The 13,935-nt window shown below is 71.8% G+C and carries 11 protein-coding genes; 7 read left to right on the forward strand and 4 right to left on the reverse strand.

The features are described from left to right. Together GPJ59_RS23790 and GPJ59_RS23795 are read right to left on the reverse strand one after the other, a co-directional pair. The coding region (locus tag GPJ59_RS23790) for a hypothetical protein (RefSeq protein WP_219669591.1) at nucleotides 1–211 on the reverse strand (211 nt) is incomplete at its 3' end. Nucleotides 212–356: 145 nt separating this feature from the next. Then, nucleotides 357–1,364: an aldo/keto reductase gene (locus GPJ59_RS23795; RefSeq protein WP_219669595.1), complete on the reverse strand. Its 1,008-nt coding sequence runs from the start codon at nucleotides 1,362–1,364 to the stop codon at nucleotides 357–359. A gap of 76 nt (nucleotides 1,365–1,440) precedes the next feature. On the opposite strand from GPJ59_RS23795, the gene GPJ59_RS23800 reads away from it, so the two are divergent. The 6 genes from GPJ59_RS23800 (at nucleotide 1,441) to serA (ending at nucleotide 11,251) form a co-directional block, all read left to right on the forward strand. Further along, a complete protein-coding gene (locus GPJ59_RS23800; RefSeq protein ID WP_219669597.1) occupies nucleotides 1,441–2,388 on the forward strand; it encodes a 2-hydroxyacid dehydrogenase in 948 nt (315 codons plus the stop codon). 282 nt (nucleotides 2,389–2,670) lie between these two features. After that, on the forward strand, nucleotides 2,671–5,607 hold the full coding sequence (locus GPJ59_RS23805; protein WP_308120443.1) for a putative bifunctional diguanylate cyclase/phosphodiesterase: 2,937 nt from the start codon (nucleotides 2,671–2,673) through the stop codon (nucleotides 5,605–5,607). A 212-nt stretch (nucleotides 5,608–5,819) separates the two neighbouring features. Beyond that, nucleotides 5,820–7,706, forward strand: coding sequence for an acetolactate synthase large subunit (locus GPJ59_RS23810; protein ID WP_219669601.1), 1,887 nt, complete (start codon nucleotides 5,820–5,822; stop codon nucleotides 7,704–7,706). 32 nt (nucleotides 7,707–7,738) lie between these two features. Continuing rightward, entirely contained in the window at nucleotides 7,739–8,263 is a 525-nt protein-coding gene (ilvN, locus tag GPJ59_RS23815) for an acetolactate synthase small subunit (RefSeq protein WP_219669607.1), read from the forward strand. Nucleotides 8,264–8,384: 121 nt separating this feature from the next. Further along, nucleotides 8,385–9,386: a ketol-acid reductoisomerase gene (ilvC, locus tag GPJ59_RS23820; RefSeq protein WP_219669608.1), complete on the forward strand. Its 1,002-nt coding sequence runs from the start codon at nucleotides 8,385–8,387 to the stop codon at nucleotides 9,384–9,386. Nucleotides 9,387–9,661: 275 nt separating this feature from the next. Next, the gene (gene serA, locus GPJ59_RS23825) at nucleotides 9,662–11,251 is read left to right on the forward strand and encodes a phosphoglycerate dehydrogenase (RefSeq protein WP_219669609.1); all 1,590 of its coding nucleotides are present in this window, start codon (nucleotides 9,662–9,664) and stop codon (nucleotides 11,249–11,251) included. Here serA and GPJ59_RS23830 read toward each other — a convergent pair. After that, nucleotides 11,238–12,794 (reverse strand): MFS transporter, encoded by a 1,557-nt coding sequence (locus GPJ59_RS23830; protein WP_219669610.1) that lies wholly within the window; start codon nucleotides 12,792–12,794, stop codon nucleotides 11,238–11,240. The genes serA and GPJ59_RS23830 overlap by 14 nt on opposite strands. Before the next feature lie 102 nt (nucleotides 12,795–12,896). Here GPJ59_RS23830 and GPJ59_RS23835 point away from each other — a divergent pair, with 102 nt between their 5' ends. Then, nucleotides 12,897–13,484, forward strand: a complete 588-nt coding sequence (locus tag GPJ59_RS23835) for a TetR/AcrR family transcriptional regulator (protein ID WP_219669611.1) — start codon at nucleotides 12,897–12,899, stop codon at nucleotides 13,482–13,484. A gap of 51 nt (nucleotides 13,485–13,535) precedes the next feature. On the opposite strand, the gene GPJ59_RS23840 is transcribed toward GPJ59_RS23835, so the two are convergent. Further along, the coding region (locus tag GPJ59_RS23840) for a helix-turn-helix domain-containing protein (protein ID WP_219669612.1) at nucleotides 13,536–13,935 on the reverse strand (400 nt) is incomplete at its 5' end.

Consider the following 13,935-nt stretch of genomic DNA (forward strand, 5'->3'; position numbering starts at 1 on the left):
CCACCGCCGCCAGCACCCGGCCGCCCCGCATGCCCCCGCCTCCGAACCGCAGACCCCCGCCTCCCAACGGCAGACCCCCGCCTCCGAACAGCACCCGGCCGACCCGCCGGCCCCCGCCGCCCCGCAGGCCCCGGCCGCCGATGAGCCCCGGGCCGCCGCTCAGCACCCGGCCCAGCGCCCCTGCCCCGTAGCGTCCTCGTCCCTCGCGCATCGTCCCGCTCCCTTCCGGTCCCGGCGGTCCCCACCGTCCGGGGACCGCACCGTCACCCGTCTCAACAGGACAGGCATTCCACGGAGTTCCGGCATTCGCACACCCGATCGAGTGAACATGGAACGGCGCCGAACGGGGAAGGGCCTCAGTCCCAGGCTCCCACCGCCACCGGCAGCGCCGCGATCTCGGCCAGGTCCCGGGCGGTCAGCAGCACCTGTGCCGCGCTCGCGTTCTCCGCCGCCCGCCCCGCCCGGCAGGCCCCCGGCACCGGGACCACCTGCGGCCCCTGCGCCAGCACCCAGGCCAGCGCCACCTGCGCGGCCGTGACCGTCTCCCCGTGCCGCGCCGCCACCCGCCGCAGGCCCGCCACGATCACCTGGTTCGCGGCCATCGCCTCCGCCGTGAACCGCGGGTGCCGGGCCCGCGCGTCCGCTTCCTCGAAGCCCTGCCCGGGCGTCAGCGTGCCGGTCAGGAACCCGCTCCCCAGCGGCATCGCCGCCACGAACCCCACGCCCCGCGCCGCGCACCACGGCAGCAGCTGCCGGGCCGCCTCCGGCGACCACACCGACAGCTCCGCCTGCACCGCGGTCACCGGGAACACCTGCTGGGCCCGCTCCAGCTGCCGCAGCGTGACCCCGTACGCCCGGTCCCCGCTGCGCCCCGCGCCCGGGCCGGCCCCCGCCCCGACGGCGCAGAAGCCCAGCGCGCGCACCTTCCCGGCGCCCACCAGCTCGGACATGGCGCCCCAGGTCTCCTCGACCGGCACCTCCGGGTCCACCCGGTGCAGCTGGTAGAGGTCGATCACATCGGTCTGGAGCCGGCGCAGCGACGCGTCGCAGGCCCGCCGCACATAGCTCGGCCGGCCGTTGGCCACCACGTGCTGATCGCCCACCCGCAGTCCGACCTTGGTCGACACGAAGGCCTCGGCGCGCCGCTCCTTGAGCACCCGCCCCACCAGCAGCTCGTTGGTGAACGGCCCGTACATGTCGGCCGTGTCCAGCAGGTTCGCGCCCAGGTCCAGCGCCGTGTGCACGGTCCGCAGCGACTCCGCGCCCTGCCGCCGCGAGGCGGCGTAGCCCCAGCTCATCGGCATGCAGCCGAGCCCGATCGCGCCGACCGACAGCGCCGACGCCCCGATTGACCTGCGCTCCAACGCCCTTGACCCCCTCCGTCTGCCGCCCCCCAAAGTAACGGCTTGATCGCGAAGCCCTTCGCATAGCCTCGGTTTCATGACTTCGACGACCGCAGACGTGTGGCTGCCCTTCCCCGCCGACGAGATCCCCGGGCTCCCCGACGCCTTCCGCTACCGCCGGTGGGACGGCGAGGACGAGTTCCCCGCGGACCCGGCCGACTGCGTCTTCTACGTCACGCCCTACATGAAGTCCCAGGAGGTCACGCTGCGCCCGCTGGCCCGCATGCCGCGGCTGCGGGTGGTCCAGACGCTCACGGCCGGCATCGACCACGTCCTCGGCGCGGTCGGCGACCTGCACCCGGGGGTGTCGCTGTGCAACGCGCGCGGCGTCCACGACGCGAGCACCGCCGAGCTCGCCCTCACCCTCACCCTGGCCTCGCTGCGCGGCATCCCGGGCATGGTGCGCGGCCAGGACGGCGAGGAGTGGCGCTTCGGCTTCTACGAGGCCCTCGCGGACAAGTCGGTCCTGATCGTGGGGTACGGAGCCGTCGGCGAGGCCGTCGAGGACCGGCTCGCGCCCTTCGAGTGCGCGCGGGTCATGCGCGTCGCGCGCTCCGGGCGCACCACCGTGCGCGGCCCGGTGCACGCCCTCGCCCAGCTGCCCGGCCTGTTGCCCGAGGCGGACGTGGTGATCCTGTGCACCCCGCTGACCGAGGGGACCAGGGGACTGGTCGACGCCGGCTTCCTGGCCCGGATGAAGGACGGGGCCCTGCTGGTGAACGTGGCGCGCGGCCCCGTCGTGGTCACCGGCGACCTGGTGAAGGAACTGCAGGCCGGGCGGCTGCGCGCGGCCCTCGACGTGACCGACCCGGAACCGCTGCCGGCCGGCCATCCGCTCTGGCACGCCCCGGGTGTCCTGATCACCCCTCATGTGGGCGGCAGCAGCTCGGCGTTCGAGCCGAGGGCCAAGCGGCTGCTGGTCCGTCAGCTCACCCGCTTCGCCGCCGGCGACCCGCTGGAGAACACGGTACTGATCACGCGTTGAGCCCGAACGGGCACATTGTGCACACTCTGTATCTATTCAGATGCGGACCGTGTCGCCAACTCCTCATATGGTAACGCAGCGTAGAGCATCTATATCCCTGAGTGACGAAAGTGGTGTATCGTCCGGACCAAGGGGCTGCGCCACGAACGTCTGGCGCTGGGGAGTGATCGGACATTTTGGGGGGCGACGGGCGATGCACGGCCAATGGACCAACGATCCGACGCGGCAGAGCGGCCCGGGGCGACGCGGGCGCGCACCGGAACCAGCCACCGAGGAGTCCCGGTGAGTGCCCCCGGGACGGCGCTCCTGAGCCGGCCGCCCGCCACCGACGGCAGCGGCAGGAGCCTGGTGGCCCAGCTCGTCCTCGCCCTGGTCTGCGGCGGCTACGCGGTCGGCGCCGCCCTCGGCTGGGGCTCGCAGACCCTCGCACTGGTCATGGGCGACTTCGGACTGTGCGCGGCGGGGGTGCTGGCGGCCGTCTCCTGCTACCACTACGCGCGCACGAACCGCAGCCGCGAGCGCCCCGCCTGGCTGCTGTTCGCCTTCTCCTCCCTCATGGGCGCCTGCGGAAACGCGGTGTGGGGCTGGTACGAGGTGGTGCTCGGCCAGGACGTGCCGCAGCCCTCCGCAGCCGACTTCGCCTTCCTCTGCTTCGCGCCGCCCGCCATCGTCGGCCTCCTCGTGCTCGCCAAGCGGCCGGTCACCCGGGCCGGCTGGGTCTGCCTGGCCCTCGACTCCTGGCTCATCGGCGGCTCGCTGCTGACCCTCTCCTGGAGCCTGGCCCTCGCGCACGCGACGCAGACCGCCCAGTCCGGGGCGCCCGGCAGCGTCCCGCACGCCGCCCTCTCGCTCGCCTACCCGCTGCTGGACATCGCCCTCGTCTCGATGGTCCTGGTCCTGCACTTCCGGCGCTCCCCGGGCAACCGCTCCGCGGTCAACACCGCCATCGCCGCCCTCGCGCTCACGGTCCTCAGCGACGCGCTGTTCACCTCCCCGCTGCTGCGCGCCAACTACGAGTCGGGACAGCTGCTGGACGCCGGCTGGTTCGCGGGCTCGCTGCTCCTCGCCTACGCCCCCTGGGGCGCGCGCCGCTTCGCCTCCCAGGGCCCGGAGGGATCCGGCCAGCCCCGCGGCCAGCGCCCGGTCAGCCGCCCCATCACCGGCTCGCTGCCCGCGCTCACGCCGTACCTCGCGGCCGCCGTGTGCACCCTGGGGATCCTCTACAACGTGGACGGCCGCAAGGTCGACCGGATGGTCGTCCTCACGGGCTGCACGGTCGTCCTCGCCCTCGTGGTCCGCCAGGGCATCATGCTGCTGGACAACATCGCGCTGACCCAGGAGCTGGCCCAGAAGGAGAACCACTTCCGTTCCCTGGTCCAGGGCTCCAGCGACGTCATCATGATCGCCGCGCCCACGGGGACACTGCGCTACGTCAGCCCCGCCGCGGCCGGGGTCTACGGGCGCGACGCCGAGGAGCTCGTCGGCTCCCAGCTGTCCGACCTGATCCACCCCGACGACCTGGGCAGGGTGGTCCACGAGGTCCGCCGCTTCCTCGCGGCCCCGCCCGCCGAGGAGCCCACCACCCGCATCGAGTGCCGCTTCAAGTCCGGCAGCGGCGAGTGGCTCAACGTGGAGTCCACCGTCAACCGCCACCAGGGCGGCCTGATCCTCAACAGCCGGGACGTCACCGAGCGGGTCCGCCTCCAGGCGCAGCTCCAGCACAGCGCCGAGCACGACCCGCTGACCGACCTGCCCAACCGGGCCCTGTTCACCCGCCGGGTCCGCCAGGCCCTGGCCGGCCGGCGCGCCGGCGACCACAGCACCGCGGTCCTCTTCATCGACCTCGACGGCTTCAAGGCCGTCAACGACTCCATCGGCCACCAGGCGGGCGACGAACTGCTCGTCGAGGCCGCCCGGCGGCTCCAGGACTCCGTCCGGGCCGGGGACACTGCCGCCCGCCTCGGCGGCGACGAGTTCGCCGCGCTGATCCTCGGCGACGGCGGCCGCGACCGCAGTGCCCGGGAGTACCAGGTCCGCGAGATCGCCGAGCGGCTGCGCGCCACCCTCTCCCAGCCGTACCGGATCGGGGGCGGCGAGGTCCGGGTGGCCGCCAGCATCGGCGTGGCCTTCGCCGACCCCGGCATCACCCCGTCGGACCTGATGCGCAACGCCGACCTGGCGATGTACCGGGCCAAGGCCGGCGGCAAGGACCGGGTCGAGCTGTACGCGCCCCAGATGCAGGCCGAGGTCGTCCGCAAGGCGGAGGTGGCGGGCCGGCTGCGCAGCGCGCTGCACGACGGCGAGTTCGCGCTGCTCCACCAGCCGGTCGTCTGCCTGTCCACCGGCGAGATCACGGCGGTCGCCGCCCAGGCCCGCTGGCGCTCCGCCCAGGGGATCCTCTTCACCCCCGCCGAGTTCCTCCGGGTCGCCGAGCACAGCGAGGGAGGCCCCGCGTCCGACCGGGTGACCGGCGCCGACCGGTCCCCTGCCCCCGACCGGTCCCCGGGCCCGGCCGGGGCGGGGGTCGACCGTACGGGTGATATCGGCCGGTGGCTGCTGGAGGAGGCCGTGGAGCAGGCCGCCGACCGGCGGCACGCGGGGCACGACGTCCCCGTGGCCGTACGGATGACCGCCCAGCGGCTGCTCGACAAGGCTGTGCCGCCCGGCTCCGTGGAGGCCCTGCTGACCCGGCACGGGCTGCCCTCGGGGGCCCTGCTGCTGGAGCTGGCGCTCTGCGACCCCCGGGTGCCCTTCGACGACCTGGAGCGCCGCCTGACCGCCCTGAGGCGGCTCGGCGTACGGATCGCCCTGGACGGCTTCGGCAGCGGCTACGCGGCCATCAGCGCCCTGCGCAGGCTCCCGGTGGACGTGCTCAAGCTGGACCGGGGGCTGGTCGAGGGAGTGGTCGAATCAGCCAGACTGCACAAGATCACGGCCGGATTGTTGCGCATCGCAAATGACCTGGGCATGCAGTCGGTGGCCGACGGGGTGGACCTCCCCGAGCAGGTGATGGCCCTGCGTGCCATGGGCTGCAGCCACGGCCAGGGCCAGGCGTTTTCCGGCCCGCTCGACGAGTACCGGCTGCGCCGGGCCCTGGCGAGGAGTACGTTTCCAGTACCGGGCGGGGCGGCCCAGCCCGCCTTGGCCGGCGGTTCCCTGGGGGGCTCGATGGCCATCCGTAGAGGCTCAAATAATGAGACGCCCGTCCCACCCACTTGACATCGACCTCCCGCCGGAGGGAGGGTCAGTGCCATGCGCACCCGAATTCTCGTACTTGGAAAGCGCGTCGGCTGAAGCCGGGACCAGCATGTCCCTGCTCGACACACCCGACGCGCTCCCCTCGCTTGCCTCCTGGCACGAGGGGTTTTTTGTTGCACTGGCACATGTCGCACACGCCGAATCCTCGTAAAACCCTCAGCTTCGAGAAGAGAATGCCGATGACCGAGCAGGCCACCGGGGCCCACCATCCGCAGCCGCGGGCCCGTTCCGGCGGACAGCAGCCCGCCGCAGTTGAGCACGTCACGGGTGCGCAGTCCCTCATCCGTTCTCTCGAAGAGGTGGGGTGCGACACCGTCTTCGGCATCCCGGGCGGCGCCATCCTCCCCGCGTACGACCCGATGATGGACTCCACCAAGGTCCGTCACATCCTGGTCCGCCACGAGCAGGGCGCCGGCCACGCCGCCACCGGCTACGCACAGGCCACGGGCAAGGTCGGCGTCTGCATGGCCACCTCCGGCCCGGGCGCCACCAACCTGGTCACGCCGATCGCCGACGCCCACATGGACTCCGTCCCGCTCGTCGCGATCACCGGCCAGGTCTCCTCCAAGGCGATCGGCACCGACGCCTTCCAGGAGGCGGACATCGTCGGCATCACGATGCCGATCACCAAGCACAACTTCCTGGTCACCAAGGCCGAGGACATCCCGCGGACGATCGCCGAGGCGTTCCACATCGCCGCCACCGGCCGTCCCGGCCCGGTCCTGGTCGACATCGCCAAGGACGCCCTCCAGGCGCAGACCACCTTCAGCTGGCCGCCGGCCATGGACCTGCCCGGCTACCGGCCGGTCACCAAGCCGCACGCCAAGCAGATCCGCGAGGCCGCCAAGCTGATCGTCCAGGCCAAGCGCCCGGTCCTGTACGTCGGCGGCGGCGTGATGAAGTCCGGCGCCACCGCCGAGCTGAAGGTCCTCGCCGAGCTCACCGGCATCCCCGTCACCACCACCCTGATGGCGCTGGGCTCCTTCCCCGACACCCACCCGCTGCACGTCGGCATGCCCGGCATGCACGGCGCGGTCACCGCCGTCACCGCCCTGCAGAAGGCCGACCTGCTGATCGCGCTCGGCACCCGCTTCGACGACCGCGTCACCGGCAAGCTCGACAGCTTCGCCCCGCACGCCAAGGTCATCCACGCGGACATCGACCCGGCCGAGATCGGCAAGAACAAGCCCGTGGACGTCCCGATCGTCGGCGACGCCCGCGAGGTCATCGCCGACCTGGTCCAGGCCGTCCAGGCCGAGCACACCGAGGGCAACGCCGGCGACTACACCGCCTGGTGGAAGGACCTCAACCGCTGGCGCGAGACCTACCCGCTCGGCTACGACCTGCCCGAGGACGGCATGCTCTCGCCGCAGCAGGTCATCGAGCGGATCGGCCAGCTGGCCCCCCAGGGCACGGTCTACGCGGCCGGCGTCGGCCAGCACCAGATGTGGGCCTCGCACTTCGTCAACTACGAGGAGCCCCGCACCTGGCTGAACTCCGGCGGCGCCGGGACCATGGGCTACGCGGTCCCCGCCGCGATGGGCGCCAAGGTCGGCATGCCGGACCGCACGGTCTGGGCGATCGACGGCGACGGCTGCTTCCAGATGACCAATCAGGAACTGGTCACCTGCACGCTGAACAACATCCCGATCAAGGTCGCGATCATCAACAACGGCGCGTTGGGCATGGTCCGCCAGTGGCAGACCCTCTTCTACAACCAGCGCTACTCCAGCACCGTCCTGCACGCCGACGACACCGGCCACGACGCCGTCGGCTCCCAGCTCGGCGAGTCCACCGCCCCCCGCCAGGGCACCCGCGTCCCGGACTTCGTCAAGCTCTCCGAGGCGATGGGCTGTGTGGCCCTGCGCTGCGAGGACCCGGCCGACCTGGACAAGGTCATCGCCGAGGCCAACGCGATCAACGACCGTCCGGTGGTCGTCGACTTCATCGTCCACGAGGACGCCATGGTGTGGCCGATGGTCGCCGCCGGCACCTCCAACGACGAGGTCATGGCCGCCCGGGGCGTCCGCCCCGACTTCGGCGACAACGAAGACGACTGAGCCGAGAGAGCGAAAGAGAGAGAACGACACACATGTCCAAGCACACGCTCTCCGTCCTGGTCGAGAACACGCCCGGCATCCTGGCCCGGATCGCCGCCCTGTTCTCCCGCCGCGGGTTCAACATCGACTCCCTCGCGGTCGGTGTCACCGAGCACCCCGACATCTCCCGCATCACGATCGTCGTGAACGTGGAGGACCTCCCGCTGGAGCAGGTCACCAAGCAGCTCAACAAGCTGGTCAACGTGCTCAAGATCGTCGAGCTGGAGCCGGGCTCCGCGATCCAGCGCGAGCTCGTCCTGGTGAAGGTCCGCGCCGACAACGAGACCCGCTCCCAGATCGTCGAGATCGTCCAGCTGTTCCGCGCCAAGACGGTCGACGTCTCCCCGGAGGCCGTCACCATCGAGGCCACCGGCGGCGCCGACAAGCTCGAAGCCATGCTCAAGATGCTGGAGCCGTTCGGCATCAAGGAGCTCGTCCAGTCGGGCACGATCGCCATAGGGCGTGGCGGCCGGTCCATCACGGACCGCAGCCTGCGGGCCCTGGACCGCAGCGCCTGACCGACCCCGACCCGCCCGCCGTACGGGCCCGTTCACGGGCCCGCATGGCGAGACCGTAAACCACGATTGCCGTCCCCGCCGTACGGTGGGAGCAACACCAGCGCACCAAGGAGATATCCCAGTGGCCGAGCTGTTCTACGAGAACGACGCCGACCTGTCCATCATCCAGGGCCGCAAGGTCGCGGTCATCGGCTACGGCAGCCAGGGCCACGCCCACGCGCTGTCGCTGCGCGACTCCGGTGTCGACGTCCGCGTCGGCCTCCAGGAGGGCTCCAAGTCCAAGGTGAAGGCCGAGGAGCAGGGCCTGCGCGTCGTCTCCGTCGCCGAGGCCGCGGCCGAGGCCGACGTCATCATGATCCTGACCCCGGACCCGATCCAGGCGAAGGTCTACGAGGAGTCCATCAAGGACAACCTCAAGGACGGCGACGCGCTGTTCTTCGGCCACGGCTTCAACGTCCGCTACGGCTTCATCCAGCCCCCGGCCAACGTGGACGTCGCCCTCGTCGCCCCGAAGGGCCCGGGCCACCTGGTCCGCCGTCAGTACGAGGAGGGCCGCGGCGTTCCGTGCATCGCCGCCGTCGAGCAGGACTACACGGGCAACGCCTTCCAGCTCGCGCTCTCCTACGCGGCCGGCATCGGCGGCACCCGCGCCGGTGTCATCAAGACCACCTTCACCGAGGAGACCGAGACCGACCTGTTCGGCGAGCAGGCCGTCCTGTGCGGTGGCGCCTCCGCGCTCGTCAAGGCCGGCTTCGAGGTGCTGACCGAGGCGGGCTACCAGCCGGAGATCGCCTACTTCGAGTGCCTGCACGAGCTGAAGCTGATCGTCGACCTCATGTACGAGGGCGGCCTGGAGAAGATGCGCTGGTCGGTCTCCGAGACCGCCGAGTGGGGCGACTACATCACCGGCCCGCGCGTCATCACCGACGCCACCAAGGCCGAGATGAAGAAGGTCCTCGCCGAGATCCAGGACGGCACCTTCGCCAAGACCTGGATGGCCGAGTACCAGGCCGGCCTGCCCAAGTACAACGAGTACAAGAAGGCCGACTCGGAGCACCTGCTGGAGACCACCGGCAAGAAGCTGCGCAAGCTGATGAGCTGGGTGGACAGCGAGGAGAGCTGAGCCTGACGGCGGGGCCGGGACGGATGCGTCCCGGCCCCGCCGTGCACCGGGCTCCGGCCGGATTCCGGGACCTCTCCAGGACCGGTTGTCCACCCCGGCCAACCCCGGAAGGGTGATCCTTCCGGACAGGCGGAAAACCAGCGCCGCACCGCCACTACACTGCTCAACACATACGCGTCAGGCCCACAGTGTCGTGCGTCTTCCACGCGGCTAGCCCCTCCGTCGCCTGCGGCCGTATCGGGACGGCCGTCCGCACTGGACTTGTGAGGACCCACGTGAGCTCGAAACCTGTCGTACTCATCGCCGAAGAGCTTTCGCCTGCCACCGTCGAGGCGCTCGGCCCCGACTTCGAGATCCGGCACTGCAACGGCGCCGACCGCGCGGAGCTGCTGCCCGCCATCGCCGACGTCGACGCCATCCTGGTCCGCTCCGCGACCAAGGTCGACGCCGAGGCGATCAGCGCCGCCAAGAAGCTCAAGGTGATCGCCCGGGCCGGCGTCGGCCTGGACAACGTGGACGTCTCCGCCGCCACCAAGGCCGGCGTGATGGTCGTCAACGCCCCCACCTCGAACATCGTCACGGCCGCCGAGCTCGCCTGCGGCCTGCTGATCGCCTCCGCCCGCCACATCCCGCAGGCCAACACCGCCCTGAAGAACGGCGAGTGGAAGCGCAGCAAGTACACGGGCGTCGAGCTCAGCGAGAAGACCCTCGGCGTCGTCGGCCTCGGCCGCATCGGCGTCCTGGTGGCCCAGCGCATGTCCGCCTTCGGGATGAAGGTCGTCGCCTACGACCCGTACGTGCAGCCCGCGCGCGCCGCCCAGATGGGTGTCAAGATGCTCTCCCTGGACGAGCTGCTGGAGGTCGCCGACTTCATCACGGTGCACCTGCCCAAGACCCCCGAGACCATCGGCCTCATCGGGGACGAGGCGCTGCACAAGGTGAAGCCGTCCGTCCGCATCGTCAACGCCGCCCGCGGCGGGATCGTGGACGAGGCCGCGCTCTACTCGGCGCTCAAGGAGGGCCGCGTCGCCGGCGCCGGCCTCGACGTCTACGCCAAGGAGCCCTGCACGGACTCCCCGCTCTTCGAGCTCGACCAGGTCGTCTGCACCCCGCACCTCGGCGCCTCCACGGACGAGGCCCAGGAGAAGGCCGGTATCTCGGTCGCCAACTCGGTGCGCCTCGCGCTCGCCGGCGAGCTGGTGCCGGACGCCGTCAACGTCCAGGGCGGGGTCATCGCCGAGGACGTCCGCCCGGGCCTGCCGCTCGCCGAGAAGCTCGGCCGGATCTTCACCGCCCTGGCGGGCGAGGTCGCCGTCCGCCTCGACGTCGAGGTCTGCGGCGAGATCACCCAGCACGACGTCAAGGTGCTGGAACTCTCCGCCCTCAAGGGTGTGTTCGAGGACGTCGTCGACGAGACGGTCTCCTACGTCAACGCCCCGCTGTTCGCGCAGGAGCGCGGTGTCGAGGTGCGCCTGACCACCAGCTCGGAGTCCCCGGACCACCGCAACGTGGTGATCGTGCGCGGCACCCTGTCCGACGGCCAGGAGGTCTCGGTCTCCGGCACGCTGGCGGGCCCCAAGCACCTCCAGAAGATCGTGGGCGTCGGCGAGTACGACGTGGACCTCGCGCTGGCCGACCACATGATCGTGCTGCGCTACACCGACCGCCCGGGCGTGGTCGGCACGGTCGGCCGCGTGCTCGGCGAGGCCGGTCTGAACATCGCGGGCATGCAGGTCGCCCGTACGGAGGAGCACGGTGAGGCGCTCGCCGTCCTGACCGTGGACGCGACCGTCCCGGCGACCGTCCTGACGGACATCGCCGAGGAGATCGGCGCCACCTCCGCCCGCTCGGTCAACCTCGGCTGACGCGCACGGCACGATCCGCCTGAAGGGCCTGGGACCTCCTCCCGGGCCCTTCGGTCTTTTCCAGCAGCCTCGCGGCCAGCAGGGCGGCGGCCAGCAGGAGCCCGGCCCCGGCGAACGCGGCGTAGTGGAAGCCGTGGACGAAGGCCTCCCGGGCCAGGCCCAGGACGTGCCCGCCCGCCTCGCCGCCAAGCTGCTGGGCCACCGCCGAGGCACTGCCCAGGGTCTCGCGCACGGCGGGGTCGGCGCCGGCGAGGTCGGCGCCCGCGAGGTCGGCGCGGTAGACGGCGGTGCCGAGGCTGCCGAGGAGCGCCATGCCGAGGGCGCCGCCGAACTCCTGGCCGGTCTCCAGCACGGAGGCCGCCGAGCCCGCCTTCTCCGCCGGCGCGCAGGCCAGCGCCAGGTCGGAGACCAGGGACATCACCGTCACGATGCCGCAGGCCAGGGCCGCGCAGCCGGCCAGCAGCAGCCACAGCGAGTCGGTGCCGACAAGCGCGAGCAGGCCGAACCCGGCCGCGCCGATCACGAACCCGCCGGTGACGACGGCGGCGCGGCCGGCCTTCGCGGCGACGGCCCCGGCAGTGGGGGCGGCGGCGCCGACGGCCAGGGACGGGGCCAGGCTCCACAGGGCGGCCTCCAGGGTGCCCATGCCGAGAACGGACTGGAGGTACTGGGTGGTGAAGTAGGCCGAGCCCATCATGGCGAACGCGGCGATCGTGTTGAGGGTGACGCCGGCGCCGAAGCCCCGGCCGGTGAAGAGCTCGCGGCTGATCATGGCGTGCCGGTGGGTGCGCTGGCGGTGGACGAACACGGCGCCGAGGCCCAGGCCGACGGCGAGGAAGGCGAGCGGGACGGGGGCGAAGCCCTCGGCGGCGATCTCCTTGAGCCCGTGGACGACCGGCAGGACGGCGGCCATGGACAGGGGCACGCTCAGCAGGTCGAAGCGGCCGGGGGCGGGGTCCTTGAACTCGGGGACGAGCACCGGCACGAGGACCAGCAGGAGCACCATCGCGGGCACGTTGACCAGGAAGACCGAGCCCCACCAGAAGTGGTCGAGCATCAGACCGCTCATGACCGAGCCGAGCGCGATCCCGCCGGCCATCGCCCCGCTCCAGATGCCGATCGCCCGGGTGCGCTCCTTGTCGTCCTGGAAGAGGTTGCGGACCAGGGCCAGCGTGGACGGCATCAGGGTGGCGCCGCCGACCCCCAGCAGGGCGCGGCAGGCGATGAGCATCCCGGCGCTGGACGCGTACGCCGCCCCGACCGAGGCGAGGCCGAACGCGCCGGCCCCGATCAGCAGGAGCCTGCGCCGCCCGATCCGGTCACCGAGCGAACCCATCGTCAGGAGCAGGCCGGCGAGGGCGAAGGCGTAGCTGTCGAAGATCCACAGCTGCTGGGTGGCGCTCGGGTCGAGCTCCCGGGTGATGGCCGGGATCGCGAAGTAGAGGACGGAGACGTCCATCGAGACCAGGAGGAGGGGCAGCAGGAGGACGGTGAACGCGGTCCATTCCCTGCGGCCGGCGCGGGGCGCGGCGGAGTTCGTCATGCGGAGCAATGTACATCCGTCATAAACACCTGTCTATGACGAATGTATAAGTCGATCGTCCAAGACGAATGTATGAGACGAGTGTCTTGCTACTGTGTGGACATGGGACACCGCGAAGATCTGCTCGAAGGCGCCAAGAAGTGCCTGGTCGAGAAGGGTTTCGTGCGGACGACCGCGCGCGACATCGTGAACGCCTCCGGCGCCAACCTGGCATCCATCGGCTACCACTACGGCTCGAAGGACGCCCTGCTCACCGAGGCCTTCATCGCCCTCATGCACGAGTGGGGCGACGGCTTCATCGGGGAGATCGAGGGCGAGGACGGCTCGCTGGAGCGCTTCCGCTCGGTGTGGGAGGGGGTCGTCGCGCAAGCCGGCCGCTCCGGCCCGGTCTGGGCCGCGAGCATGGAGGTTGTACTGAGCGGGAACCGGCTGCCGCAACTGCGCGAACTGCTCGCGGCCAGCCAGGAGGAGGGCCGGCGCGGCCTGATCTCGATGTTCACCGGCATTCCGGAGGACAAGATCGACGAGCGCGACCGCCGCACACTGGGCGCCTTCTACCAGGCGCTGCTCAACGGCCTGATGATCCAGTGGCTGTTCGACCCGGAGACGGCGGCCACGCCGGAGGAGATCACCGAAGGCATGCGACGGGCGGCGCAGTCCGTGCTGGGCGACGGCGGACAGCCGGCCTGAGCCGGACCGTGACGACGGCCGGGGGGCGAGCCGCCCCTCGGCGGACGGTCGTCACCCGTACAGCCGGGCCGACTTGAGGGCCATGTGGAGCAGCAGGCGGTCCTCGCCCTCGTCCAGGTCGAGGCCGGTGAGCTGCTCGACCCGGGACAGGCGGTAGTACAAGGTCTGGCGGTGGATGCCCAGGGCGGCCGCCGCCCGGCCGGCCTGGCCGGCGCAGTCGAGGAACACCTCGGCGGTGCGCGCCAGTTCGGGGTGGGCGGGGTTCAGCAGGGTGCGGGTCGCCGGGTCGGGCGGGGCGACGGAGGCCAGGGCCGCCAGCATCCGGTACGCGCCGATCCCCGACCAGGGGGCCACAGGACCCAGCCGGGGCTGCGCCGCGGCCGCGCGGGCCGCCGCGACCGCCTGGCCCCAGGCTTCGGGGCTGCCTCCTATCAACATCCGACGCCGCCGA

The sequence above is a fragment of the Streptomyces bambusae genome, from assembly GCF_019400985.1.
GTDB classification, from domain to species: domain Bacteria; phylum Actinomycetota; class Actinomycetes; order Streptomycetales; family Streptomycetaceae; genus Streptomyces; species Streptomyces bambusae_A.